This window comes from Coleofasciculus chthonoplastes PCC 7420 (assembly GCF_000155555.1).
GTDB lineage: Bacteria > Cyanobacteriota > Cyanobacteriia > Cyanobacteriales > Coleofasciculaceae > Coleofasciculus > Coleofasciculus chthonoplastes_A.
In genome coordinates, this window is sequence record NZ_DS989850.1 from 31632 (window position 1) to 53718 (window position 22087).

Annotated in this window: 18 protein-coding genes; 5 read left to right on the forward strand and 13 right to left on the reverse strand. The window is 45.3% G+C overall.

The genetic code is table 11. The features are described 5' to 3' along the window. Window positions 1-275: 275 nt before the first annotated feature. The 8 genes from MC7420_RS14835 to MC7420_RS43840 form a co-directional block, all read right to left on the reverse strand. Complete coding sequence (locus tag MC7420_RS14835; protein WP_044207411.1) at window positions 276-1184, reverse strand: MBL fold metallo-hydrolase; 909 nt, start codon at window positions 1182-1184, stop codon at window positions 276-278. Window positions 1185-1528: 344 nt separating this feature from the next. Continuing rightward, window positions 1529-2050: an inorganic diphosphatase gene (locus MC7420_RS14840; RefSeq protein WP_006101384.1), complete on the reverse strand. Its 522-nt coding sequence runs from the start codon at window positions 2048-2050 to the stop codon at window positions 1529-1531. Window positions 2051-3261: 1211 nt separating this feature from the next. After that, window positions 3262-4221 carry a DUF362 domain-containing protein gene (locus tag MC7420_RS14845; RefSeq protein ID WP_006101426.1) on the reverse strand — a complete coding sequence of 320 codons (960 nt, stop codon included), beginning with the start codon at window positions 4219-4221 and terminating at the stop codon, window positions 3262-3264. A 28-nt stretch (window positions 4222-4249) separates the two neighbouring features. Next, entirely contained in the window at window positions 4250-4531 is a 282-nt protein-coding gene (locus tag MC7420_RS14850) for a hypothetical protein (RefSeq protein WP_006101348.1), read from the reverse strand. 27 nt (window positions 4532-4558) lie between these two features. Further along, on the reverse strand, window positions 4559-5974 hold the full coding sequence (locus MC7420_RS14855) for an aspartate ammonia-lyase (protein WP_006101364.1): 1416 nt from the start codon (window positions 5972-5974) through the stop codon (window positions 4559-4561). Window positions 5975-6149: 175 nt separating this feature from the next. Continuing rightward, window positions 6150-8681: an alpha-L-rhamnosidase-related protein gene (locus MC7420_RS14860; protein ID WP_006101451.1), complete on the reverse strand. Its 2532-nt coding sequence runs from the start codon at window positions 8679-8681 to the stop codon at window positions 6150-6152. A gap of 251 nt (window positions 8682-8932) precedes the next feature. Next, window positions 8933-9694: an ExbD/TolR family protein gene (locus MC7420_RS14865; RefSeq protein WP_006101585.1), complete on the reverse strand. Its 762-nt coding sequence runs from the start codon at window positions 9692-9694 to the stop codon at window positions 8933-8935. Window positions 9695-9809: 115 nt separating this feature from the next. Then, window positions 9810-10769, reverse strand: a complete 960-nt coding sequence (locus MC7420_RS43840) for a MotA/TolQ/ExbB proton channel family protein (protein WP_315897226.1) — start codon at window positions 10767-10769, stop codon at window positions 9810-9812. 751 nt (window positions 10770-11520) lie between these two features. Here MC7420_RS43840 and MC7420_RS39775 point away from each other — a divergent pair. The 4 genes from MC7420_RS39775 to MC7420_RS14885 all read left to right on the forward strand — a co-directional run bounded on the left by MC7420_RS39775 (window position 11521) and on the right by MC7420_RS14885 (window position 17144). Continuing rightward, window positions 11521-11841, forward strand: a complete 321-nt coding sequence (locus tag MC7420_RS39775) for a hypothetical protein (protein WP_006101318.1) — start codon at window positions 11521-11523, stop codon at window positions 11839-11841. A 58-nt stretch (window positions 11842-11899) separates the two neighbouring features. Continuing rightward, window positions 11900-16204, forward strand: a complete 4305-nt coding sequence (locus tag MC7420_RS14875; protein ID WP_006101378.1) for a toll/interleukin-1 receptor domain-containing protein — start codon at window positions 11900-11902, stop codon at window positions 16202-16204. Between the two features lie 158 nt (window positions 16205-16362). After that, window positions 16363-16665, forward strand: coding sequence for a YkvA family protein (locus MC7420_RS14880; RefSeq protein ID WP_006101400.1), 303 nt, complete (start codon window positions 16363-16365; stop codon window positions 16663-16665). Window positions 16666-16871: 206 nt separating this feature from the next. Next, window positions 16872-17144, forward strand: coding sequence for a cupin domain-containing protein (locus tag MC7420_RS14885; protein ID WP_006101529.1), 273 nt, complete (start codon window positions 16872-16874; stop codon window positions 17142-17144). A gap of 440 nt (window positions 17145-17584) precedes the next feature. On the opposite strand, the gene MC7420_RS14890 is transcribed toward MC7420_RS14885, so the two are convergent. Further along, window positions 17585-18373: a DUF4058 family protein gene (locus tag MC7420_RS14890; protein ID WP_006101411.1), complete on the reverse strand. Its 789-nt coding sequence runs from the start codon at window positions 18371-18373 to the stop codon at window positions 17585-17587. A 336-nt stretch (window positions 18374-18709) separates the two neighbouring features. On the opposite strand from MC7420_RS14890, the gene MC7420_RS14895 reads away from it, so the two are divergent. Further along, window positions 18710-19450, forward strand: coding sequence for a DUF554 domain-containing protein (locus tag MC7420_RS14895; protein WP_006101569.1), 741 nt, complete (start codon window positions 18710-18712; stop codon window positions 19448-19450). Here the strand turns inward: MC7420_RS14895 and MC7420_RS14900 are convergent. The 4 genes from MC7420_RS14900 to MC7420_RS14915 form a co-directional block, all read right to left on the reverse strand. Continuing rightward, on the reverse strand, window positions 19437-19727 hold the full coding sequence (locus MC7420_RS14900) for a DUF2470 domain-containing protein (protein WP_044207414.1): 291 nt from the start codon (window positions 19725-19727) through the stop codon (window positions 19437-19439). The two genes, MC7420_RS14895 and MC7420_RS14900, sit on opposite strands and share 14 nt — an antisense overlap. Window positions 19728-19795: 68 nt before the next feature. Continuing rightward, window positions 19796-20344: a hypothetical protein gene (locus MC7420_RS14905; RefSeq protein ID WP_044207416.1), complete on the reverse strand. Its 549-nt coding sequence runs from the start codon at window positions 20342-20344 to the stop codon at window positions 19796-19798. Window positions 20345-20392: 48 nt separating this feature from the next. Continuing rightward, window positions 20393-20764, reverse strand: coding sequence for a hypothetical protein (locus tag MC7420_RS14910; RefSeq protein WP_006101478.1), 372 nt, complete (start codon window positions 20762-20764; stop codon window positions 20393-20395). Between the two features lie 148 nt (window positions 20765-20912). After that, complete coding sequence (locus MC7420_RS14915) at window positions 20913-21989, reverse strand: hypothetical protein (RefSeq protein ID WP_006101342.1); 1077 nt, start codon at window positions 21987-21989, stop codon at window positions 20913-20915. Window positions 21990-22087: the final 98 nt, after the last annotated feature.

Consider the following 22087-nt stretch of genomic DNA (forward strand, 5'->3'; position numbering starts at 1 on the left):
TTACAAACGTTAACCCCGTTGGGGTTATTTCCACCAACTTACTGATCTAAAGCGACTCGCTTGGCGATATCAGCTTACTATTTGCTGTTAAGCCCCTGATGTGATGAAGCGTTTGATTCGTGAACCTACTCCGTTACTTTTTCAGTACGCTTTAATTTTCTTATCTTGTTTGGTGATAACGCCAATGGGAGATTTGAGTGAGTGTGTCCTGGCTCAAATCCCAATAAATTACGTTAATATAAATTATTTTACTTAAAGTGTCAAAATCTCTCCGCTTAACAGACTTGTATAACCATACCCTCACGAGCCAGTACGTCATTGGGAAAGACCGATTTCACTTGGGATTCCATCCAGTCAAGAAACTCATCATCATGGTCAGGATAGTAGTGAGACATGACAATTCGTTTAACTCCTGCGGCTTTAGCTGTAGCTAAACCGGTTTGCCAGAGTTGGTCTTGCCAGTCTAAAGGCGAAGGTTTTAGAGAATCATCTGCACGAATAGTACAGGGAGCATCCAAGATGAGCAAGTCAGCATGGCGGGCTAAGTGCAACAAATTGTGATCCAGTTGATCCGGCGATTGGGAGTGAGCGATCGCGTAGACGACAGAATGACCATTCCAGGTGACTCGGTAGCCCATTGAGTGGGATGTAGCGTTGAGTAAGACGGCTTCAACGACCAAATCATCCACGGTGATTTTATCACCCGAACCCAGTTCGTAAAATTTTAGCTCCGATTGCATGACCTGGAGGGGAACAGGAAAATTAGGCGCTAACATTTGCCGCCCTAAGCGCTTTTCGATTGATTCTCCGTTCGCCGCCCTTGCACCATAGATGTGGAAACAATTGCCGGGAATAAAGGCAGGTGTAAAAAATGGAAATCCTTGAATGCTGTCCCAGTGGCAGTGGGTGAAGAAGAGGTAAGCTTCTAGGGGCATTTGACGGAGTAAATGGTTGCCGAGAAGTCGCAAACCACTCCCCCCATCAAAAATTAGGCGTTTGGAACCGACACGCATTTCTACACAGGAGGTATTGCCACCATAGCGTACCGTTTCTTTTCCTGGAGCCGAAACTTTACCTCGAACGCCCCAAAATTGGACAACAAAATTGACGGTAGGGCCAGTTACCATGTTGGCTATAACATTAGATGTGCGGGGACTGGGTGACGCTGGATCAGAATCTGGCATCGTTCAATTAAGTGAGCTGCCCTTAGCCAAGCTTCACACCAAGCAATTTCCACTATATGATACTCAGATAAGGGTACTTTCGGTGAGATAGTCGCTAAGGCTTTTGTGTCCAAGGGAGCAAATTAGGTATTTTTAAAGGAAATTTGGTTGGGAGAGCTAGTACAAAAACAGCGATGAATTTATAGCTTTCCCCTAGGTTGAATTTTCTAGCACCCTGATTCCGATCAGGAAGTTTCTCTCAAGTCTGTTAATTTTAGCGTGTTTGGTGGACTTGACTTGTGAGTTCTGTCACAAAAAGCGATGAGTAGGGGTTGGGTTCCCAAACCCCTACTGAGGCTACTGGACTATCTGCCAGCCTTTTCCCCGGCGGCGACACACTTCTCAACCAGTGGCATAACCTCCTTGATATCCTTCCAGCCTAGAATTTCCGTGACTTTTTTCTCCAGATTTTTGTAAGTCTTGAAAAATTCAGAAATTTCATCCAACCGATGCTCGGCAACATCTTTAAGGGATTTCACCTGAGCATAGCGTGGATCTTTGTCAGGAACACAGAGGATTTTCTCGTCGCGATCGCCCGAGTCAATCATCTCCAGCATACCAATGGGACGAGCGGTAATCACACAACCCGGAAAGGTGGGCTGATCCATCATCACCATACCATCAAGGGGGTCGCCGTCATCGGCTAAGGTGTTCGGGATAAAGCCGTAATCATAAGGGTATTGCACCGAGGAATATAAGACCCGATCAAGGGCAAAAGCCTGTAAATCTTTGTCGTACTCGTACTTGTTTTTACTCCCGGCTGGAATTTCGATTAAAACGTTGATCAGTCCCGGTTTGGGTTGACTTGGAATGCGTGATAAATCCATGACTAAATGGTGTAAGCGACACAGCAGATGGGGATAACCAAACTATCCAAGGGTGACGTTTCCCCACACTGCCTTTTCTGTTATACAACTTTGCTGACATCTTCCCGCAGGGGGAACAGCCCCATTAACATTAAATTGGCTCTCATTGGCTGTGAGTCCATCCCTACATCATCCAGGACAGGTGGGATAGAAGAAAAGTACCCCAGTTGAAACGGGGGTGACATCATCAGATTTGGTATCAGCCAAAAGACTCTCGATTAGATTAAGTCTTTATTGATTATTTCATCGTTATTTTGTTATTTAAGAATTTTGCCAATTGTTTATTTCTGACCTTGGCAGTGAGTAGGGTGTTGTCGGTAAAACATCTAAGCTGCCAGACGAGTAATAAGCAATGGCTAAGAAAGGTAAGGTCAGAGTTAAAAAAGCCATTACCGCACCTATAATTTCTGCCCACCTATGAGGATGGGGTTCAGAAGAGTTGGCAGACGAGCCGCTTGATTCCATAAATGAGGTTTTGATCGGAACTTGAGTCAATTGAGAATTTATCTGAAAATGGGGTAAACGATAAACCCCATGGCGTCTATTTTAACAAGTTTTTTTCTCAATAATTGTTTTCTAGTAAACAATTCGCATAAAACCTTACATTTTACGACTTAGGACATCTGTTTTCCCAAAACAACTGACCTTAGACAGATTGACGAGACAGATTGAGGTGAGTTCTCGTGCATCCTCGCAGAAGTTTCTGACCCTCTGTTAGAAAGGAGACAAAGGAGACAAGGAAGAGACTTAGTCAAGCTCGGCAAGTCCAACGGTCCGTTAGCGTAGGGATACGACGTCTAATCCAGGAAATCGAAAGAATGGTGAGTTGACTCAAACTCACAACTCAACCTTTCCAACTTTACCATATTTTTCAGCAAAAAATACTGTAAAAAGTCAGCTTAATAAAACTCTATTGATTAGGGATTACGTATCATAGGTTACATTTAATTCCCCTAACTAAAAACCTAACCGTAAACACCTATTCTAGTCTAATTCCAGTCAGAAAATACAAAAAACCGCCTCTAACACTAGGCGGTGGAATTAAGCAATCGGAGGGTAGTATTAGATTACGTTCTTTCCTTCTTGGAGGACTGTAACAATGTTTACCAAATAATTCCTTTTTGAGTTTTCAATGTTAAATTTTGCTCAAAAATGATACGACAATTATCACATTAGCGATGAGCATACACGCCCATTGGTTCTTTGATCCACCGGATGTAAAAATGCTTAAATGTGGAGCGAATCAGGCGAGGCATCCCAAAATCAATCGGCATTAACCGATCCGGTAACTTCCAATCGAGTACATTGATATCGGCTGGGTGCAGGTGAGGAAAATCTAAAGTGTCCAGAGTTGGACTTAACCCCAATTTCATCGCGGCGGCTAGAGTGGGGACTTGAGTCGGATCGACATTGAGTAAATTCGCGATCGCACAATCCAAAGCAAATACATTCGCCGACGCCGCTAGGGTATCCAAGCGTCGGGGTTCACCCCCACTCGGACCATTGCCCTCATGAGCGACGATCGCATCCAGAATCGTCAAGTTGGGATTAATTGCCCGCGCCGTTTCCACTAACATTTCCCCAAACCGCAAGGCATCTTTACCTGCTTCAGCGTGCCACCAGGCTTTCATTTTACCAGGGACGCAGCCAAATAAATTCTTAACCCCCAGCGTCAGAGTTAACTGGGTGTGAGACTTCAGCTTGGGTAAATTAATCACCACATCGGCATCCATCGCTTCTTTACACAGGCGCAGGTGGTTAAAGGTATGGCTAACCGTTTGATAACGCTGACCATGGAATTCGACAATGGGTATGTTAAGTTCCTCCATCATTGGCAAATAGCCATTCGCCTGTGCTACCCCCTTAGCTGTACCAAAGGCGGGACTATCACCTAGAAACGGTTGACCCCCCGCTTCCTTGACCAACTCGGCAACAGTGTAAACCAGTTCGGGGCGAGTAATACATTCTTTTCCCGGACGTCCAGCCGTCAGCAGATTAGGCTTGAGGAGGACGCGATCACCTACTTTGACAAATGCCCTAATCCCGCCCAACGGTTCCAGCAAGGTTTCTACGGCGGTTCTCAATGGCTGTTGGTTATAGGAATCTGCCCGAATTAAACTAACGCTAGACATAGGCATTGTGAAATAGCTTTAGTTTATCTTAGACTTTAGCGCCACGGGACAGAGCCGTGACTCGTTGACAATCGAAGAAAACCCCATCCCCTTCCAGTTGAGTTAGCTGGGGTGTCGCTTCCACTTTGACAATTTGAGATGTCAGGATGATCACCGTTTGATCGAACAGATGCAGGGTTAACCACGGTTGACTGAGGAAATCAGCAAGTTGTTCGCTAAAGGCTTCTGGCGTCATCGGAATATCAAAGGATTCGGTTTCGCCATTGATGTAATGCAAGGTGATTTGGGTAAAACTATCTTGACTTTGCATGGTTAGTCCTTTGTCTTATGTCCTTTGTCATTCGTTAGATGACAAGGCACTCATTTTATCAAGATCGAGTACCTTGGCTAAGTCTTCAGCACTCATCAATCCTTTGTCGAGTACGATTTCTCGTAGAGATTTGCCTGTTTCCAGAGATTCCTTGGCGACAGCCGCCGCGTTGAGATACCCAATGTGGGGATTCAGGGCGGTAACTAATGCTAGACTTCCTTCGGCGTAGTCCAAACAGCGATCGCGTCGGGCTGTGATTCCGGTTAGACACTTTTGGGTTAGGGCAGATAGGGTATTGCCTAAAATTTCAATACTGTGAATTAGATTATAGGCAATCAGCGGCATCATCACATTCAACTCCAATTGACCCGCTTGAGCAGCCAAGGCGATCGCGCTGTCATACCCCATCACCTGAAAGCATACCATCGAAGTCATTTCCGCCATCACTGGATTATATTTTCCTGGCATAATCGATGATCCCGGCTGTACTGGGGGAAGTTGAATTTCCTTGAATCCGGTTTTAGGTCCCGAATCCATTAACCGCAAGTCATGGGAAATTTTGACTAAATCCTGTGCCAAATTCCGTAAACTGCCCGATACATTCACAAAGGGTGCCATACTTTGCATCGCCGCCATGAGATGGGGGGCTGATTTGAGGGGTTGATCAACCAGTTGGGCAAGAATTTGGGCAACCTGATGGCGATAGTCGGGATGGGTATTTAATCCGGTTCCCGTTGCACTTCCACCTAACCCCAGTACCATTAAATCTTCCGACGCCCGTTCAATCCGAGTGGTATGATCAGTGAGAATTTGCGCCCACGCCCGAAAGTCTTCCCCCAGGCGCACTGGTACGGCGTCTTGGAGATGGGTTCTGCCCGATTTAACTACATCTTGGAATTCATCGCCTTTATTATCCAGGGCGGTAATCGCATCAGATAGGGCGGGATACAAGGTATGTTCTAACGCCAACAGCGCCCCAATTCTAATCGCCGTGGGGATGACATCATTGGTGGATTGTCCATAATTGACGTGATCATTGGGGCTAACCCGTTTATAGTTCCCCTTCTCATCGCCCAGAATTTCCAATGCCCGATTTGCCAGCACCTCATTAATATTCATGTGGTGGGATGTGCCAGCACCCGCTTGATAAACATCGACGACAAATTGATCGCGCCATTGCCCTTTGAGGATTTCATCCGCCGCTTGGACAATCACTTGGCTAATCTCTTGGGGAATACAGCCTAGATTACCATTCGCGATCGCAGTGGCTTTTTTGATCAGCACACAGGCGTCGATATAGGTGGGTAAGGGTTTAATCCCGCTGATGGGAAAATTTTCGATCGCCCGTAGGGTTTGAATCCCGTAGTAGGCATCGTTGGGGATTTCGCGTTCCCCCATAGAATCCCGTTCGATTCGATATCCGGCACTGGATTGATCGCTCATAAGTCACTCAAAACTGAACACTCTCTCACGTAGGCGGGGTTGGTTTGAGAAAACTTTATCATCAAATTGAGGCAACAGGGAACAGGGAACAGGGAACAGTGAACAGGGAACAGTAAGGATTTGAGGCTTTTTAATATTTCTTAGAACAGCGGACAGAATTTATGTCCTTTTTCGGTCAAGATAATGCCGCTAATTTAATTTGAGCGATATTCACATAATTGTAAGGTCCTGAATGTCCCCCATTACCCCCTGTATAGTTGGCATTATGGGCAAAGCTTGACATGTTAATGGCTTGCTCATCGCCAAAAATATTGATTTCGTAATTTTGGTTAGCGATTAAGTCTACTTGAGTAAAAATGACAGAAGACTCTAACCAACGATCCCAAGTGCCAAGATGGGGCATGATTAGATAACCATCTGCCACAACTTGATTGTTTTGTGAATTCGTCATTTGCAAATGTTTAACCCCACAAGTTATCCCTGTATTGATCGATCCGGCTCCATTTCCGGCAACTACCTGAATCGCGTGAGCGCCACTAAACTGAGCTTTGATCTGAACTGTAATCCGATGTCCCGATTCGCCCCAATTTTCCAAATGTTGTCTGCCATGACGTTCAGAAAGTTGACCCCCGATCGCAGAAAATTGGCCAGCATTAATAGAATAAATTCGATGGTTATTAGCACCCCAATAACAGCAGGGATGAGAACGTTGGGAAATTGTGCCTGTGTTGGTGTAAATCGTTTCCAGATTATAACAATAGCTAGGCGATCGCCTTCCCTCACTGTTTGGATCTCGCCAAGTTGTCAGATGACCGGAGAGTCCCCTAGCCATTAATTGTCCATCTCGATAAATATTAACCGTAACTTCATCCGGATTTTCGCCATTCAGATTAAATTTAATCTCTAGTTGATTCTCTATAGCCGTGATCGATTCAATGATAGGCGGTCGAGGGGCAAACCTATATCTATAATCTTCCAGATTACCAACTATATTAATTGAATTATTTTTTGAGTCTGCTTCTTCTAAATCCACCTCGATTATATTACTTATTTTATCAAGCATTGCCTCTGTAATGTCAGAGGTGACTCTTTGTCCATTCAGACGAATTTCTTCAACGGCATAAGCCCCTTCTATCTGTTCCGTCACAGGAGGTAAATGAACAGTTATATTCAGTTTATGTGATTTATAGGGAAACTCATTGAGAACTAACTTATTTGATTTGGGTAAGAGATAGTTACGAAATTCACGGGTGATATAAGGGGAAATGTGAATTCCTGAATCTGTCCAAGAAAGTCCAAAAATAATGTCATAGATCATGGACAGATAACCAGCTACTGACCATAATTGACGGGGTGAGTTTACGGGCGGTTCTTTTGGTTCAGTATCTAGTTCAACCCTTCCACTTACAGCATCAAAGTTTTCCATGTTCGATAAACTCAAAGCTGCACCGCGAATTAAGGAACTCATTCCCAGGCTTACAACTTGAGCATTTCCGACTTTTTTAGCTACCCTCAGCCAATAAGCGGTAACAAAGGGCCAAATGGCTTGGTTATGATAAATCAGAGTATCCCTTTGTTGAGGAAAAATAACCGCAGCCCCTTTGGGGAAATGGGGGTAATTAGAAACAATTTGATCGGCTTGTGTTTCCTCGGCAATATCCAGTAAAATAGCCAAAGCATTACCTAATAAATCGTATTGATGGGCAGCCCCTGGAGCAAAGGTTGTCGTGATAAAGCTAGAGTAGAGTTTGGATTCTGGTAAATAGAGGTGAGTGCGGATGGCTTGACCTAAATCCTGCGCCCATTGACTATACTTTATTTGTTCAGAATTATGACCTAATTCTCCAGCCAGAGAAGCCGCTAACTGTAAGGCATTAAAGTGACAACAATTCGTCGAAAGGGCTTTTGACATGCCAATTTTTACCGGATCTTCAGCCATCCATTGAGGATAACTTTGTTCTCGCCAATCTAAGAATGACTGTTCTCCGCGATAAAGCCCATCTTGGCAATCAAAAATGACGTGGCGATCCTGTTCAATTGTATTTTTGAGTGCTGCATAAGCACAACGGGCAAAGTCTTTCCTTGTCTCACCTTGAAGTTGTTGTAACAAAGCCTGACAACCAAACGACCAAACCACGCGATCGCTTGATATGGGATAACTACCTCCTGTACCTGTATCTTGTATAATTTGCTGGTTACCCCCTGCTCGAATTTCAGAGAGTTTAAAGTTCAAAGAATTTAAAGAACGAATGGGATCAAGAGTCGCTAAACTCAGATGCACCGCATAGGAAATATCTCGTGTCCAAATATAAGTCCAGAATAAGCCTGTCTCAAAATAGCCTCCTTCAGGTGCAGGAATCCCTTGTCCATTACAATAGGCATTATTTTTAATTTCAGACACAGAACATTGACGAACTTCGTCTAGGGCTAGAGCGTAAAGGGCATCAAACCAGGTATGATTGCTATGTAGGGTAGGATAATCCTTTGATTCGGCAATTTGCCGGGGGTTGACTAAATAGTCCTGATAACTTCGACGTTGCTCATCACTATTAAATTTAGTTTGAAAAGGTGCATTGGTTTGGATAAAAAATTGTCTTGTTTCTGCGGTATGCTCAACAGTAAAGCTTGATTGATAACAACTTTCTTTTTCTTGTAATACTTCTACTCCTTCAGTTTCTTCAGACAATAAAATTGATAGATTTTTCATAGCTGGAAAGTAAAGAGAATAAAACCCATTAATACCAAATCCGCCTTTATTACCCCCTGCAAGAGGAGGCGATTGAAATCGTTGCTACACAAACAAAATCCGCCTGCGCGGACTGGATTATAAGGGGGGTAGCTAACCTGGATTTGGTATAAAACCCTTACGCCGCTATCAGGGAAAATATATCATTGCTTCCCCTGCTCCCTCTGCTCCCCCTGCTTCCTCTGCTTCCCCTGCTCCCCCAGCTTCCCTAACTATTCCCCTGGCGGCTGCGGTGACGTGGGTGCGCCAGAATTGGGTGGCACTGAACCACCAGGATTGATGGGGAATTGTCCCGGAGACGGGGATAAACCCCCTGGATTCGGTTGGGGTGTTCCAAATTGAGGTTGACCCGGAATCTCTGGAAATTGAGGCGGCAAATTGGGATTAAATGTGCCATCAGGATTAATTGGCAGTTGTCCAGGATTGGGGTTAAATTCGGGGACTCCAGTTGGCGGAGACATGGGATTCGTTCCCGGAAATTGCGGCGATTGTCCGGGTGAATTAGCTAGCGCCACGCGATCGCCCCCGACTTCCCGCAGCAAATCTAAGACTTGCACAACTTCGTTATACATGGCGTTGGGGGAAGCGTAGAGGACAAACACGCCACTGGGGTTTTGTTGCTTGTAAGCTTGGAGTTGTTGAATAAACTTCTCTTGAGTGATCATCTCCTCTTTTTCCACATACACTTGCCCCAATTCATTTAGACTGATCATCAGAATTTGTCGTCCCTGGGCGGTTCCGGTACTGGCTTTGGGTAAATCCACATTAATGGCTTGTTGGCGCGATAGCCCCACGGCTGCCAGGATAAAGAAGGTCAGGATACAGAAGATAACATCAATTAGCGGTACGATCTCGATGCGAACTTCTTCCGTGGGGGAATCCATCCGCAAGTTTAAGGGGCGGGGTAATGGGGGGACAAAAGCGGCGCGTTGTTTTTTGGTTCGCTGCTGGGGGGGCTGGCGTAGTGTTGTCATTATTTAAAGGTCAAAATCGGGCAAACTGTACGGGTTGATGATGTCTGCTTTGGTATCTGTGAGAAATGGGCATTGATTGCCAAGCTGCACTCAGGATATCAAGACAATCAGAGTTTTAATTTTCTGGCTTTCCTTGGGGGTTGGGGACAGCCGTGCGATCGCTTTCCGAGACTTGAGACTTATCTGGGTCAACGTTATCATCTGGGTTGGCTTTAGCATTGGTGACGGGAGTGCGATCAGTTTCTTGGAGTTGAGACTTGTCTGAAGCAACGTTATTGTCTAGGGTAGCCTTAGCCTTGGTGACGGGAGTGTGATCATCCGGCTTTTGCTGGGTTCGAGGTTTTGGGGGTGGAGTGCGATCGCGTTTGGGAACCTCAAAACTCTCTTGATAAACGTTAACGTGATTCTCTGGGAGGGTATCGTTCAGCATTTGATCACTATCCTCAGCCTGTAACCAATCTTGGCGATACAGCAATTCCAACTCTGTCCCCGCTTTGCGGAATATTTTGACTTGGTTAAACCAAAAGGCTTGAAACAGTCGATAAAATGCCAAACTGGTAATTGCAATAATCAGTCCTGTCGCTGTACTAATCAGGGCTTCGCCGATTCCCAACGTTACCCCAGCGGTGGAAGCTGTACCCAGTTGATCAATGGTAATAGAGCCTAAGGAGTTGATTAAACCGAGTACCGTTCCCAGTAACCCCAACAGCGGAGACAGCGCAATCACTGCTTCTAATAGCTTATCGCCGCGTCGCATCGTTGCTAACTCATCATCAGCCGCCCCCTCTAAAGCCAAGCGGAATAATTCCGGTTCGGGGCTGATCAAGCGTAGGGGAGCATATAAATATCGTCCCACGGGTTGTCGGCGTGATTTCATCGCGATTTCTCTAGCCACCTGCCAGTTTTGAGTCGCTGCATCCAGCACCCGATTGACGACTTCCTCTTGTTTCAATAGGATTCCCCCCCAAAACCACAGGCGTTCAAAAATTGTCCCCACAGCTAGGATAGAAAGTCCTAACAGGGGCCACATAGCGATTCCGCCCTTTTCAATAATCGCAACAATATCCATATCCATTCTCAACCTCCCTTGATTGCTCAGTATAGTAGTCCCTGCTAAAATGCAAGCCACTCCAATTCTAGGGATTTCTCGCCGCTTGCAAAGAGGTTGAGTGAAGTAACCCAACAAGATCCGCTGAAGTTGGGGCTTCCCAACCTTAGCTGACATCAAGGACGGTCTTATTCGTCTTTGGGATTTCCCGCTTCGTCCGCCGATGCCTCCAAAAGTTGCCCTCTATTGGTCTTACTCAGCGTCCACAGGCAGTCGCCCGTCTTCCACAGGCGGTAATTTTGTTAGTCCGCTTGGTTTTCGCGGTTTATGGTTAGAGTTCTAACCGAATAATGCCATTAGGCATCTTGCGCTATTCTTTTCTGGACGCTTACAAGCGAACGGTGGTCGAGTTCATTAACACGCAAGGACTACATCTCTATCACACCTAGCCCAACCATCTTGAGCATCATGCCTTAGAAGGTAGACCTAGGAGGGTTATTATCATCGTACTACAGAAGGTTTAGCGTATCAGGAGAATTTGGGAATTTCGTTACTCAATTTCCCGCTGTCCATCCTCACCCTGCTGGCACTGAGGGTGAGGACTTCCGCGACTACGTTAATTTTCGCGGCTAGAGCGCGGGATTCGGGAGAGACGGGTGGCTATTTGGCAAAATTCTCGTAGTGCGAGCATCTTGCTCGCTACTCACCTTAAATTAAATAGCACTGAAAAATTGCATTTTGGGATCGCCGAAACTCTTGATATACCGTAGGGTGGGCATTGCCCACCAGCCAAAATTTCAGTACCATTCAACCTAAATTTTTACACAAAATGTTTTTACAGGTTGGACATGTGCGATCGCTCCGGCTTGTAGTAAGGGCTTTAGCCCTAGAGTTCGTTGGGTTGACGAAAGGAAACCCAACCTACAACCTATTCTACGATTTTCGCTGTGTCAGTCCACTACTGGCGTGGCACAGCTACAATGGTGGGATAAATTTTACGGTTACATTGGACGCACATCGGTACGGTAAAAGGGCGCACGTCTGTGCGCCCCTACTCGTCATCCACCCAATTCGGTGTGTCACGCTACGACAACGGTGACATGCTCCCAATTCAGGGCTGTATTCCTGACGTTTAACTATGGACAGATTACCAGGAAATGACAACATTTTTTGATGCCTTTATCTCTTACGGACGAGCCGATAGTAAAGCCTTCGCGCAAACCCTGCAAGCGCGTCTCACTCAACAAGGGTTTAACGTCTGGTTTGACTTCAATGATATTCCCTTAGCCGTAGACTTCCAGAATCAAATTGATGATGGAATTGAAAAAGCCAGTCATTTCCTATTTATCATTGCGCCTCATTCCGTCAACTCTCCCTATTGCCTCAAAGAAATTGAACTGGCGGTAAAGCTGAATAAACGGATTATTCCTATATTACACGTTATGGACATTAGCCAGGAAACCTGGCAGCAGCGTAATCCTAATAGTACAGAGTCAGAGTGGCAAGCCTATAAAGAAAAGGGATTGCACGAAAGCTACCAGAATATGCATCCAACAATCCGTAAACTCAACTGGGTGTATTTTCAGGAGGGGATAAACGATTTTGACGCCTCCTTAACCGACTTGGTTAAGCTACTTCGTTCTCATACAGACTATGTACAACAGCACACTGACTTGTTAGTTAAAGCATTGGAGTGGGAGAGAAATCAAAAGCAACATAGCTGGCTGCTCATTGGCGAAGAGAGACAACAGGCAGAAGCTTGGTTAAAGATACGGTTTAAAGATGAACAACCGCCTTGTCTTCCCACTGACTTACATGGCGAATACATCACCGAAAGTATCAAGAATGCCAATAACTTGATGACTCAGGTGATTATTGCCTACAGCGACGAGGATAAGGCGACGATGGAAAAGATTCGTCGCAGTTTACGGCGAGAAAGTATTACCGTGTGGACAAATACCACCGATATCAAAACAGGAGAAGCCTTCGAGGAAGCAATTAAGCGGGGAATTGAACAGGCAGATAATTTAGTGTATCTGATTTCACCCGATGCCGTAAACTCAACCTACTGTCAACAAGAATTAGACTTGGCGGTGTCACTGCACAAACGGATTATTCCGGTATTGGTACGGGAAACATCAGTAGAACAAATCCCGTTAGCGCTACAGGGATTACAGTATATTGACCTCACCGATAATGTGCAGGAAGACGATTACTTACTTGATGAAAGTCAGTTATTGAGAATTTTGCATCAGGATGAGGCTTATTATCGAGAACATAAGATTTTATTAACTAAAGCGCTGAAGTGGAAAGAGCAATACGGGAATCCTAGTATTCTGCTCCGAGGGTATAACTTACGCAGTGCTGAGGCGTGGTTAAAGGTGGCACAAAAACGGACACACGATCTACCCATCGCTTTACAAGAAGAATTCATTACTGAAAGCCTGCGACAACCGCCCTTAGAATCGCTGGATGTGTTTATCTCTTATTCTCGTGCGGATTCAGACTTGGCGAGAAAGCTGAATGATGCGTTACAGATGCAGGGGAAAACGACGTGGTTTGATCAGGAAAGTATTGCTTCGGGAAGTGACTTTAAGCAGGAAATTCAGTTAGGGATTAAAGCCTGTGATAACTTTTTGTTTATTCTTTCCCCGCGTTCGGTCAATTCACCCTACTGTAAAGATGAAGTAGAGTATGCGGCGAGTTTGAGTAAACGTTTTGTCACTGTCTTACATCAGCCTGTAAACTCTGCCGAGTTACATCCGGAGTTGGCTAAAACCCAGTGGATTGATTTTAATCAAAATCAACGAGAGTTTAATGCCAATTTCAATCAATTGGTCAGAGCTTTAGAGACCGATAGAGAACACGTTCACCTGCATAGCAAATGGTCACATCGGGCGTTGGAGTGGCAGCAGCAGGATAAAAGTGATGATTTGTTATTACGGGGCAATGAATTAGCCATTGCACAAAACTGGTTACAGGAAACGAATCAAAGCCAGAAAAAGCCTTCAGCCACCGACTTACAAAACACATTTATTCAGGCAAGTCTAGCGGCGAAAGAGGCTCATTTGCGTCAAGAAGAAATGCGCCGTAAACGAGAACTGAAACAAGCTCGCCGAATTATCGTTGTATCGGTTACTGCTTTGATTGGGTTGATGGGTTTAGCTGGCTTGGCTGTATTTCAGTGGCAGGAATCAGAAAAAAGGATGGCAGGTCAAATTGATGCGTTAATCCGCTTTTCCCAGATACTGGTTAAGTCAAATCTGAAATTAGATGCTCTGATTGAAGGGATTCGGGCAGGAGAGCTACTCAAAAAATCAAATCCAGAAAACTCGGAGATTAAGCGGCGAATTTCTCAAACCTTGCAGACGGTAATTTATGAGGACAGATTTAGAGAGCGGAATCGACTAATGGGTCATGAAGAATGGGTCAATAGCGTAGTGTTCAGCCCAGATGGAAACACCATTGCTTCTGCTAGTTATAAAACAGTCAGGTTGTGGAATCGAGACGGTGAACTTCTCCACACCCTTTCTGGTCATGAAAAAGGGGTCAATAGCGTAGTGTTCAGCCCAGATGGAAAGACGATTGCTTCTGCTAGTTGGGATAAAACAGTCAGGTTGTGGAATCGAGAAGGTGAACTTCTCCACACCCTTTCTGGTCATGAAGAAGGGGTCAGGAGCGTAGTGTTCAGCCCAGATGGAAAGACGATTGCTTCTGCTAGTTTGGATAAAACAGTCAGGTTGTGGAATCGAGAAGGTGAACCTCTCCACATTCTTTCTGGTCATGAAGATTCGGTCATAAGCGTAGCGTTCAGCCCAGATGGAAAGACGATTGCTTCTGCTAGTTGGGATAAAACAGTCAGGTTGTGGAATCGAGAAGGTGAACTTCTCCACACCCTTTCTGGTCATGAAGAATGGGTCTATAGTGTAGTGTTCAGCCCAGATGGAAAGACGATTGCTTCTGCTAGTGATGATGGAACAGTCAGGTTGTGGAATCGAGAAGGTGAACTTCTCCACACCCTTTCTGGTCATGAAGAATGGGTCTATAGTGTAGTGTTCAGCCCAGATGGAAAGACGATTGCTTCTGCTAGTGATGATGGAACAGTCAGGTTGTGGAATCGAGAAGGTGAACTTCTCCACACCCTTTCTGGTCATGAAGAAGGGGTCAGGAGCGTAGTGTTCAGCCCAGATGGAAAGACGATTGCTTCTGCTAGTTGGGATAAAACAGTCAGGTTGTGGAATCGAGAAGGTGAACCTCTCCACATTCTTTCTGGTCATGAAGAAGGGGTCAGGAGCGTAGTGTTCAGCCCAGATGGAAACACGATTGCTTCTGCTAGTGATAAAACAGTGAGGTTGTGGAATCGAGACGGTGAACTTCTCCACACCCTTTCTGGTCATGAAGCAGGGGTCAATAGCGTAGTGTTCAGCCCAGATGGAAAGACGATTGCTTCTGCTAGTTTGGATAAAACAGTCAGGTTGTGGAATCGAGAAGGTGAACTTCTCCACACCCTTTCTGGTCATGAAGATTCGGTCATAAGCGTAGCGTTCAGCCCAGATGGAAAGACGATTGCTTCTGCTAGTGAGGATAAAACACTCAGGTTGTGGAATCGAGACGGTGAACTTCTCCACACCCTTTCTGGTCATGAAGATTTGGTCTTCAGCGTAGTGTTCAGCCCAGATGGAAACACAATTGCTTCTGCTAGTGAGGATAAAACAGTGAGGTTGTGGAATCGAGAAGGTGAACTTCTCCATATTCTTTCTGGTCATGAAGAAACAGTCTGGAGCGTAGTGTTCAGCCCAGATGGAAACACCATTGCTTCTGCTAGTGGGGATAAAACACTCAGGTTGTGGAATCGAGAGGGTGAACTTCTCCACACTCTTTCTGGTCATGAAGATGAGGTCTATGACGTAGTGTTCAGCCCAGATGGAAAGACGATTGCTTCTGCTAGTTGGGATAAAACAGTGAGGTTGTGGAATCGAGACGGTGAACTTCTCCACACCCTTTCTGGTCATGAAGATTTGGTCAGGAGTGTAGTGTTTAGCCCAGATGGAAACACGATTGCTTCTGCTAGTAGGGATGGTACAGTCAAGTTGTGGAATCGAGAGGGTGAACTTCTCCACACTCTTTCTGGTCATGAAGAATCGCTCATAAGCGTAGTGTTCAGCCCAGATGGAAAGACGATTGCTTCTGCTAGTGATGATAAAACAGTCAGGTTGTGGAATCGAGACGGTGAACTTCTCCACATTCTTTCTGGTCATGAATATTCGGTCTTCAGCGTAGTGTTCAGCCCAGATGGAAACACCATTGCTTCTGCTAGTTTGGATAAAACAGTCAGGTTGTGGAATTTAGAGGATTTAACCCTAGATGCACTGATGCATAGAGCCTGTGCTTGGGTTGGGGATTATTTGAAGTACAACGCTCCAGATAGCGATAAGTTTCTGTGTGATGAGGTTAAACAGTAACAAAGCGCGATTCCCATCATCCCCAGCAAATCCCAATCCCATCAAACTCTCCCCCTCACGTCAGCAGGTGTAAGTTCTGCACCTGAACAGGTGGGTTATCCCCCCAGGGGTTCCGGGATGAATTTGGCAAGATGAAAGGTAGCTGTCGGGGAATACTGATGAATAATTTTTCAATCCAATCCATATATAACTGGTATCGTAACGCGGTTCGCAATCCTAAATACCGTTGGTGGATAGTCTTAGGTACTATCCTTTACGTATTTAGTCCCATTGATATCGCCCCAGATTTAATTCCAATTGTCGGGCAAATTGATGATGTTGTCGTGCTGACGCTGCTGGTGTCTGAGATGTCGCAGTGGTTGATTGATTTGGCTAAATCTCGCCAAGCGGGAGTCGTCACTGAAGAAACCAGTACCGCACCGGAAGCTACGGTAGATGTGAAATCCGTTTCTGTCGAATAGCCCATCCTGTCAGGCTTGTAGTAGGGAACCTTAGTCTCTATCTTTGGTTGGGTTTCCTGGCGTCAACCCAACCTACTGGCTTGGCACAACTAAAATAGGGCTTTGTTTGTAGTAAGCACTTTAGTGCTTTAACGCCTAGCTTGAGAGGGCTAAAGCCCTCACTACGAACTCAATCTATTCGACAATTTTAGCTGTGTCAGTTCACTATGGACTATTCTACTGTTAAAAACGACTGGCAAAACCGAGGCTTTAGTTGCGGGATTTGGACTGATTCACCGGGACAGGTGTGGGCAGATTATGTCCACGATACGGATGAACTGATAATCCTTTTGGAAGGAGACATTGAGTTATCGTTTCAAGGGAAAACATTTCGTCCCCAAGTCGGAGAGGAAGTGCTGATTCCGGCAAAAGAATCTCATACGGTAAGAAATGTGGGGAATACGACGAGTCGTTGGTACTACGGTTATAAGCGAGGGTAGGGGAAATTCATGAAGCTTTGGTTTTACTTAAGGTGAAAACCAATATTGGTAACCTTTTTGGTTGTGTACCCTCACGGTAATCTGACTTGTCAAATACACTCACGAAACCGACGAATCGGGGCGAGTTTATTCACATCTGGGTGCAACCGAAAAGATAGTAGTAAAACCCGCCCCTACACATTTATGTGCCATACCAGACTCTTCAGCGCGTTAGGTCAAAATTATATGCCGTGAAACTCAAAATTTTACCCTCATCCCCTAACCCCTTCTCCCTGGATGAGAGAAGGGGAAATAATCATAATGAAGTCTTTTCTTGCTCCCCTCTCCCAAGTGTGGGAGAGGGGCTGGGGGTGAGGGCTGTAACTTAAATAGACATGGATGCTAATGAAGAGTTTTCTACAAATTGCGATTCAATGTAAAAGCAAGTTTAAGTCCTATTCTTAATTATTTCGATGCCCTGTTTCTCGCAAGAGTCTATCTGCCCAAACCGCATCTTTTTCCGACAACGGTGGAACGGGTTCTTGATTATAATCAATCGCTAAATTGTATCTGGCACGTTCATATACACCATTCAACAACGTTTGTAAATCGACCAGAGGTTCTAGATCCTCTGACTGTAACGGTAATCCAAACGAGGGAATCACATCTCGCACGCTAAACCCATACAATTGGGCTAGAGGACGGCAATCGCCTCGACTCACCACAATTCGATAATCTGAAAGAGGGACTTCGCCTAAAAATACCATCGGCTTTCCCCCTCGAAGTAAATCAATTTCGACGAGATGAGCAGTCGTCGTTAATACTTTTTTGCGCTTCCGTTCGTAAGCCTTTCTCCCTTCACCTGCACGTTTATTTTTAGGCGATATAATTTCAATCACTGTAACAACATAACTGGTGGCGACTTCTCTAATTTCTAAATAACTCTCTTTGATAGGTTCGGGTACAGGCATTGTTACGGTTACAGCTTCAGATGTATCGGGATAGGTGGCGGTTGATGCCGTTGGTTTAGTATTCTTCTGTTGAGAAAATACAGAGACATCAGGAATTCCTAACAAAACCGAATCTGACTCATCACTTAAATACGTGCGCTGCTCAATTGCCACCCGATATTGTGGCGGAATTTGCGGGGCTAAAAAGTCAGCAAGGTTTACAATTAAGCGATTATGTACTTCTGACCAAAATGCCGAATTTTCTAAATAAGGATTCATGCCGGGAAAGGGAGAAGCCATAGAACACTCCTTGAGCCAAGATGGATTAAATACTATATTAGATTAGGTTCGTAGTAAGGGAACGGCGTTGCACAGCTAAAATTGTGGGATAGATTGTAGGTTGGATTGACGCCAGGAAACCCAACAAAATCTAGGGCTGAAGCCCTTACTACGAACCCAAGCTAATCTATCAAATTAAGTGTGCCACGGCACTACTGGACTGACATAGCTAAAATTGTGGAATAGATTTTACCATTGAATCGGGCGCAAGTCTTTGCGCCCCTACGGTTTCTGGGCTAATGGTTAATGTATTAAATTAAGTATGCTACGCCACTATTAACGTTAACAGTTAATGTTTTGCTAACTGATTTCTTTGCTAAGACAAGCGGCACTTGGATAAATGTGATAACGGTAGCGATTGGTACTACTGTCGGGTTGTTACTCAAGCACCGTTTACCTAAACCTATGCAACAAATTATCACCCAAGGGGTAGGACTTCTTACCCTATTTCTGGGTGTCACCATGGCGGCGAGTATGACTCAGGTGCAAGCAGGGCGCATTGATGGTGTGGTGTTGGCACTGATTAGCATTGTCTTGGGAGGATTACTGGGAGAATGGTGGCAAATTGAAGCTAGACTGCAATCCGTGGGACATTGGCTGAAGACTCGATTTCGCGGAAGTGGTGCGTTCACAGAAGGATTTGTGGCGGCTAGCTTATTGTTTTGTGTGGGTCCAATGACGTTGCTGGGGAGTCTGAATAATGGCTTGACGGGTGACGATACCTTGCTGACACTCAAAGCCGTGATGGATGGAATCGCCGCGATCGCACTTTCGAGTAGTTTTGGAATTGGTGTGGGTTTTTCGATTATTGTAATTCTAGTCTATCAGGGCGGAATTTCGCTGGTGGCGGGAGTCTTGGCGCAAGCAATCCCTGATCCCGCCACTGATCCCCGCATTCTCCTAATTACCGGGGTAGGGGGATTAATGATTTTGGGGACGGGAATCAACCTGTTACAGTTGACCCACATCCGTGTTGCGTCCTTTTTACCCGCGTTGATAGCCGCTCCGTTAATTTATCACGTCGCTAGGTTGATTTAGCTGCACCTCTGGCTTGCTTCACCATGTCAATTAACGTGTGATGGGCGTCTTCAGAGTCTTTGAGGGTGTGATCAAATTCAATGCGTAAGGGAACCGACTCACCCTGACGTTGGGCGATTAAATTCATCCCTGTCGCATCAATGGACTGCATTTGAGCCGACTCAGTATCGGGAGAATTCCCGAAGGTACGGGCGTAAAGCGCGATCGCGTCACCATGATCCTCATTCATGTGCTTACAGATGCGATCGCTGACTTGTTGGGTAAACTGTTCAGACATAACTCCTACTTGTATACGGGATAGTTGTATTGTTTCTCAAACTGGGGTGTGGCTGCAATTGGGACATTTCACGAAGTCCGAGAATTGCGGGGATGTCCAGGATGTCGGGAAGCACGAAATTGTTTGAAACTCCTGCTCAAAATCCAGACACTGATTGATTCTAACAATACTCCAGAACTCAACGTTAATATCCGTAGCGGTTGAATAGATTTTTGTTGGAGTTCTCCCTTATAGAATCCTATGGGTTGCTTTATTAATTGATTCTTTATTTGTTCAAGGGTTAAATTAAAGTCTTGCTCATCTGTAAACACAGTAATTCCATCAGTATGACAATCAATGGATTGAATAGATGGGTATGCATAAGCATGAAAAATCTGTTTTTCTCCAGGAAATTTACCATGATCAAAAGTAACGGAGTACCAATAAGCAACCGTTGCACCTCCATTTCCCTGATATAAACGAATGATTGCTTCTGTCGATGGAATTTGACATTGCATCATTAATGTTTCAAATTGAGGATTGCCCCATACATTGCGGTCTGGCAATAGTAGCTTAACGCCCCAAATGGCTAAAACTAGGGCGAGAATACATTGAGCTAACGCTGACACTTTCCTCATGTTATGAGCAGCTAATTATTATGGTTTTTTCATAAAGTTTGTTAGATATTAACCACTTTGAGTGTTATCTTGTATTTCCACAAAATACTCTGCGATCGCCTCCAAGTCTTCTATGGCTCGATTCAACCGATTGATCATCGCTTCAGCGACTTCGGGTTCAGCATTTACCGCTTCCAACCTTTGCCGCAAATAGTGATTCAGGGCGTCTACCCATAGCGACACGCCTATGTGTTGGATAGCAGCTAATAGCCCCATATTGGTTAAAACCGCCAAATGAAACCCCGTTTGGTCTTGTCCACCATACCCCAAATAGCCGTTGCTCAGTTCTAGCTTTTCTGGCGTAAATTCGGCATACTGATCGAAAGTAATCCCCTGAGGATCTAACTGGGGTTGGGGAAGTGGTGGTTGAGATTGAGTCATGGTTGTCCTGAGTTAGTGCGATCGCTAATCTAAACTATCAAATCGAGAAAGAGTGAAACGACGTAGTTTTAACCCGTCGTGTAACAACATCTCAGAATCCATGTTTTTCAAAACATGGAGAAGTCAAGGCTTCAGCAACGTCTAAATATTATTCTGCCTGATCCATCTGTTCAACCACATTACCCCATTCTTCAATAACCGCTTGTAGTTCAGTGGGCAATGCTTCAACACTGGACTTGCTGTACTCAACAGTGCCATAACGGGCGGTGAATGTAACCGTAGGCGCTTCATCATCATCTGACACGGGTGGCTGATAGCGAATCCCATCGAAATGGGAAAAGTTGGACGCCTCAAGCTGACGCAACAGCGCTTGGATTTGCGACTGACGAACCGTTTTAGTTTCCTGATTCATCACCTCGCCATCACGCTCTTGAATATAAATCAAGCGTTCATCATTCTCCAACATTAATGTTTCTTGCTCACCCGACTCGTGGCTGATTGTGTTTTGGAAAACTGTTTCGTCGCCCAGCATACGGGGATTCACCATGGGAATGAACCTGGGAACGGCACCACGACTACTGGCGGTTTCATTAAGGCGAATCGTATCACCAGAGTTATCGGTGTGATAAATCCAATATTGAACACCGTCGCTGATGACAGCACGCCAGCCTAGAATAGCAATCTCCGTACAGAGTTGATTAGGATCAGCAAGCCCATAACAGCCATTCCAAGTTTGGGGATCAGCATCGATAATTCCTAAACTTTCAGAGGGTTTCAATCCACTGGATCGGGCAGTTTCAAAGATGCGATCGCGGATTGACGGCGGCAAATTGTTTTCCAGGGTAGATAGGCGAATCTGATCGCCCGACAAATCGGTTCGGTAAAAATAGCGTTTGTCGCTTTGGGTATCAATCACCTCAACTTGCCAGCCTTCTGTTAGGGCGGCTAGGCATGATTCAGCCGGTCCCCCCAGCCCTAAGCAGCCGTCTGACCAGGTTTCGCGGCTGTGGCGACCAATTGCCAGTTGATCAACAGTAACATTCAGGCGATCGGCAAGGGTAACTTTGACTTGATTACTAATAGTGTCTGGCAATGGCTGATCAGGAGTTTCTGCTACTGTTGTCGTGTCTGGGCTATTAGCCGGAGTAGAAACGGGTTGAGGGTTTGTTGAGCAAGACAACAAAAGAACTGTACTGAGCAACGAAAATGTAATGCGATGAATCATCTGGAGCGGTTAAAAGTCAAGACATTTTCAATCTAGCGTCCAGAATCTCTTACTCCCCTCTCCCCGGCGTGGGAGAGGGGCTGGGGGTGAGGGGTTGA

What these genes read in the sequence shown, in the direction of transcription:
- MC7420_RS14835 (WP_044207411.1), bottom strand. Translation starts at nt 1,184, where the DNA reads ATGCCAGATTCTGATCCAGCGTCACCCAGTCCCCGCACATCTAATGTT.
- MC7420_RS14840 (WP_006101384.1), bottom strand. Translation starts at nt 2,050, where the DNA reads ATGGATTTATCACGCATTCCAAGTCAACCCAAACCGGGACTGATCAAC.
- MC7420_RS14845 (WP_006101426.1), bottom strand. Translation starts at nt 4,221, where the DNA reads ATGTCTAGCGTTAGTTTAATTCGGGCAGATTCCTATAACCAACAGCCA.
- MC7420_RS14850 (WP_006101348.1), bottom strand. Translation starts at nt 4,531, where the DNA reads ATGCAAAGTCAAGATAGTTTTACCCAAATCACCTTGCATTACATCAAT.
- MC7420_RS14855 (WP_006101364.1), bottom strand. Translation starts at nt 5,974, where the DNA reads ATGAGCGATCAATCCAGTGCCGGATATCGAATCGAACGGGATTCTATG.
- MC7420_RS14860 (WP_006101451.1), bottom strand. Translation starts at nt 8,681, where the DNA reads ATGAAAAATCTATCAATTTTATTGTCTGAAGAAACTGAAGGAGTAGAA.
- MC7420_RS14865 (WP_006101585.1), bottom strand. Translation starts at nt 9,694, where the DNA reads ATGACAACACTACGCCAGCCCCCCCAGCAGCGAACCAAAAAACAACGC.
- MC7420_RS43840 (WP_315897226.1), bottom strand. Translation starts at nt 10,769, where the DNA reads ATGGATATGGATATTGTTGCGATTATTGAAAAGGGCGGAATCGCTATG.
- MC7420_RS14875 (WP_006101378.1), top strand. Translation starts at nt 11,900, where the DNA reads ATGACAACATTTTTTGATGCCTTTATCTCTTACGGACGAGCCGATAGT.
- MC7420_RS14880 (WP_006101400.1), top strand. Translation starts at nt 16,363, where the DNA reads ATGAATAATTTTTCAATCCAATCCATATATAACTGGTATCGTAACGCG.
- MC7420_RS14885 (WP_006101529.1), top strand. Translation starts at nt 16,872, where the DNA reads ATGGACTATTCTACTGTTAAAAACGACTGGCAAAACCGAGGCTTTAGT.
- MC7420_RS14890 (WP_006101411.1), bottom strand. Translation starts at nt 18,373, where the DNA reads ATGGCTTCTCCCTTTCCCGGCATGAATCCTTATTTAGAAAATTCGGCA.
- MC7420_RS14900 (WP_044207414.1), bottom strand. Translation starts at nt 19,727, where the DNA reads ATGTCTGAACAGTTTACCCAACAAGTCAGCGATCGCATCTGTAAGCAC.
- MC7420_RS14905 (WP_044207416.1), bottom strand. Translation starts at nt 20,344, where the DNA reads ATGAGGAAAGTGTCAGCGTTAGCTCAATGTATTCTCGCCCTAGTTTTA.
- MC7420_RS14910 (WP_006101478.1), bottom strand. Translation starts at nt 20,764, where the DNA reads ATGACTCAATCTCAACCACCACTTCCCCAACCCCAGTTAGATCCTCAG.
- MC7420_RS14915 (WP_006101342.1), bottom strand. Translation starts at nt 21,989, where the DNA reads ATGATTCATCGCATTACATTTTCGTTGCTCAGTACAGTTCTTTTGTTG.